Annotated in this window: 3 protein-coding genes; all 3 read left to right on the top strand. The window is 66.6% G+C overall.

The features are described 5' to 3' along the window. Positions 1-426: peptidoglycan DD-metalloendopeptidase family protein (locus EN738_RS32855; RefSeq protein ID WP_145967012.1), on the top strand; the 426-nt coding region annotated here is incomplete at its 5' end. Position 427: 1 nt separating this feature from the next. Beyond that, positions 428-1,753, top strand: a complete 1,326-nt coding sequence (locus tag EN738_RS32850) for a S41 family peptidase (protein WP_187331394.1) — start codon at positions 428-430, stop codon at positions 1,751-1,753. 201 nt (positions 1,754-1,954) lie between these two features. Beyond that, on the top strand, positions 1,955-3,142 hold the full coding sequence (locus EN738_RS32845) for a divergent polysaccharide deacetylase family protein (protein WP_127287192.1): 1,188 nt from the start codon (positions 1,955-1,957) through the stop codon (positions 3,140-3,142). Positions 3,143-3,160: the final 18 nt, after the last annotated feature.

Genomic DNA, 3,160 nt, shown 5'->3' with positions numbered 1-3,160 from the left:
CTGCAGGGCCAGATCGCGCTGCCGGTCATCGGCAAGATCAAAAGGCGGTTCGGAACGGACGACGGCAATGGCGCCATGATGCAGGGTGACATGGTTGCGACACAATCGGGGGCCATCGTCACCGCGCCGGCGGACGGAAACGTGCTTTATGCGGGGCCGTTTCGCTCCTATGGTCAACTCTTGATCCTCAATGCCGGCGACGGGTATCATGTCGTCCTGGCTGGGATGAGCAGAATCAGTGTCGCGACTGGCCAGTCGGTGCTCGCAGGAGAACCGGTCGGCGCGATGGGAGAGGCCCGGGTGGCGAGCACCTCGGCCTCGCAGAATGGAAATGCCACGCCGGAGCTCTATGTCGAGTTCCGCAAGGATGGAAAACCCGTCGATCCGACCCCATGGTGGGCGGACCGTTTTTCTGGAAGGACGTGAAATGATGCGGAAACTTTCGCTTCTGTTCGCCGGCGCGCTGATGGGCGCGTCAGCGATGAGCCTGGTCTACGGCGCGCCAGGCTCGACGGCGAACGCTGCGGGCTCCGAGACCTACAAGCAACTGGCGATCTTCGGCGACATTTTCGAGCGCGTGCGGGCGCAGTATGTGACGCCGCCGGACGACAAGTCGCTGGTCGAGAACGCCATCAACGGCATGCTGGCCTCGCTCGATCCGCACTCGTCCTACATGAACGCCGAGCAGGCGCAGGACATGCGCGTGCAGACCAAGGGCGAGTTCGGCGGCCTCGGCATCGAGGTCACCATGGAGAACGACCTGGTCAAGGTGATCACGCCGATCGACGACACGCCGGCCGCCAAGGCGGGCGTGCTGGCCGGCGACTATATCGCCAAGATCGACGGCGAGGAGGTGCGCGGCCTGACCCTCAACGACGCCGTCGAGAAGATGCGCGGACCGGTCAACACGCCGATCAAGCTGACCATCCTGCGCCAGGGCGCCGACAAGCCGATCGAGCTGACGGTGGTGCGCGACATAATCAAGGTCAAGGCGGTCAAGTTCCGCGTCGAGAACGACGTCGGCTACATGAAGATCACCTCGTTCACCGAGAAGACCTATGACGATCTCGAGAACGCCATCGACACAATCAAGAAGCAGGTGCCGGCCGACAAGCTCAAGGGCTATGTGCTCGATCTGCGCCTCAATCCGGGCGGCCTGCTCGACCAGGCGGTGAGCGTGTCGGATGCCTTCCTCGACCGCGGCGAGATCGTCTCGACGCGCGGCCGCGATCCGAAGGACGTCACCCGCTTCGACGCGAGGGCGGGCGACGACATCGGCGGCAAGCCGCTGATCGTGCTGGTCAATGGCGGTTCGGCGAGCGCGTCGGAAATCGTCGCCGGCGCGCTGCAGGACCTGCGCCGCGCCACCGTGGTCGGCACCCAGTCCTTCGGCAAGGGTTCGGTGCAGACCATCATCCCGCTCGGCGAGAACGGCGCGCTCAGGCTGACGACGGCGCTCTATTACACGCCGTCCGGCAAGTCGATCCAGGGCAAAGGCATCACGCCCGACATCAAGGTCGAGCAGCCGCTGCCGGCGGACCTGCAGGGCCGGGACCTGACGCGCGGCGAATCGGACCTCAAGGGCCATATCAAGGGCGCCGACGAGAGCTCGACCGGCTCCGGCTCGGCCGCCTATGTGCCGCCGGATCCGAAGGACGACCTGCAGTTGATCTATGCCGAGCAGTTGCTGCGCGGCCAGAAGACTGATCCGGCGTTCCCACCGAATCCGCAGAAGGCCGTGCTCAACCAGTAAGGATTCGGCGGACCAGGCCAAGAGGTCTGGCCGCCTGATCGAAGCAATGCGATGCTGCCGGGACCGCGAGGTTCCGGCAGTTTGATTCGGGGGTCGCGGCCGGCGCGCCGCGCCCGAGGCGTGGCAGGCGCCGAGAAGGATTGGCGTTGGTGTTCCGGGAGGTGAGACCACCTGCCGGTCCCAACGCTTCGGGGTTGCGGCTTGGTGGACATCGGCAAGGACATAGAACGACCGCTCGGGCAGACTCCCAGGCCGCAGCGTGTTGCGTCGCGCAGCATCGGCACCGGCGCGGTCGCGGCGACGCTTGCCGTGCTTGCGGTGATCGGCGTCTCCGGCGCCATCGCCTTGCGCGAAAAACCGTTCCGCAAGCCGCAAGAGGTCGCGGTGTCGACGCCGAAGGTGACGCCGGCCCCGGCCGCGACGCCTGCCTCGGCACCCGCCGCGGAGGCGGCGACGGCGGCACCCAAGGTCGAAACGCCCAAGGCCGGCGGACCGCAGATCATCCATGTCCAGACCGAGGAAGGCGATGGCCCGCCCAAGGCGGCCATCGTCATCCGCGATCCGTCCGCGATCGGCCAGAACCTGAAGGTCGCGCATATCCCCGACAAGGCGCTGATCGAAGCCAGCGACACCGGCCCGCTGCCGGTCCGCGCCGCCGACGGCAGGCGGCCGTTCGACGTCTATGCGCGGCCGTGGTCGGGATCGCGGGGCGCGCGCGTGGCGATCGTCATCGGCGGGCTCGCCGTCTCCCAGACCGGCACGCAGGCGGCGATCGCCAAATTGCCGGCCGAGGTGACGCTGGCCTTCGCGCCGCAAGGCAACAGCATCGGCCGCTGGATGCAGGCGGCGCGGCAGAGCGGGCACGAGATCGTCATGCAGGTACCGCTCGAGCCGTTCGACTATCCCAACGTCAATCCCGGCCGCAACACGCTGACGGTGGCGGCGAGCCCGGACGAGAACCTGAAGAACCTGCACTGGGCGCTGTCACGGACGACCAACTATACCGGCGTCATGAATTACATGGGCGCGCGCTTCTCGGCCGATCCAGGGGCGATGGCGAGTTTCATGGCGGAGCTCGACAAAAGGGGTCTCGCCTATGTCGACGACGGCTCGTCGGCGCGCAGCCTGGCGCCCGACCTGGCGCTGAAGGACGGCGTGCCCTTCGTCGCCGGCGACTCATCGATCGACGCTGTGCAGGATCGTGGCGCGATCCTGAAGAAGCTGGACGAGCTGGAAGCCACCGCGCGCGCGAAGGGCACGGCCGTCGGCATCGGCTCGGCCTTCGATCTCACCGTCGATACGGTTTCGGCCTGGGTGGCCGAGGCGAGGAAGCGCGGCATCGAGATCGTGCCGATTTCGGCGGTAGCCATCGATCCGCAAAAAGGGTGAATAGTGAATAGTGAATAG

The sequence above is a fragment of the Mesorhizobium sp. M4B.F.Ca.ET.017.02.2.1 genome (assembly GCF_003998955.1).
Classification (GTDB): domain Bacteria; phylum Pseudomonadota; class Alphaproteobacteria; order Rhizobiales; family Rhizobiaceae; genus Mesorhizobium; species Mesorhizobium abyssinicae.
The sequence above is the reverse complement of the archived record's forward strand: the minus strand, read 5'-3'. Positions and strand labels throughout refer to the sequence as shown.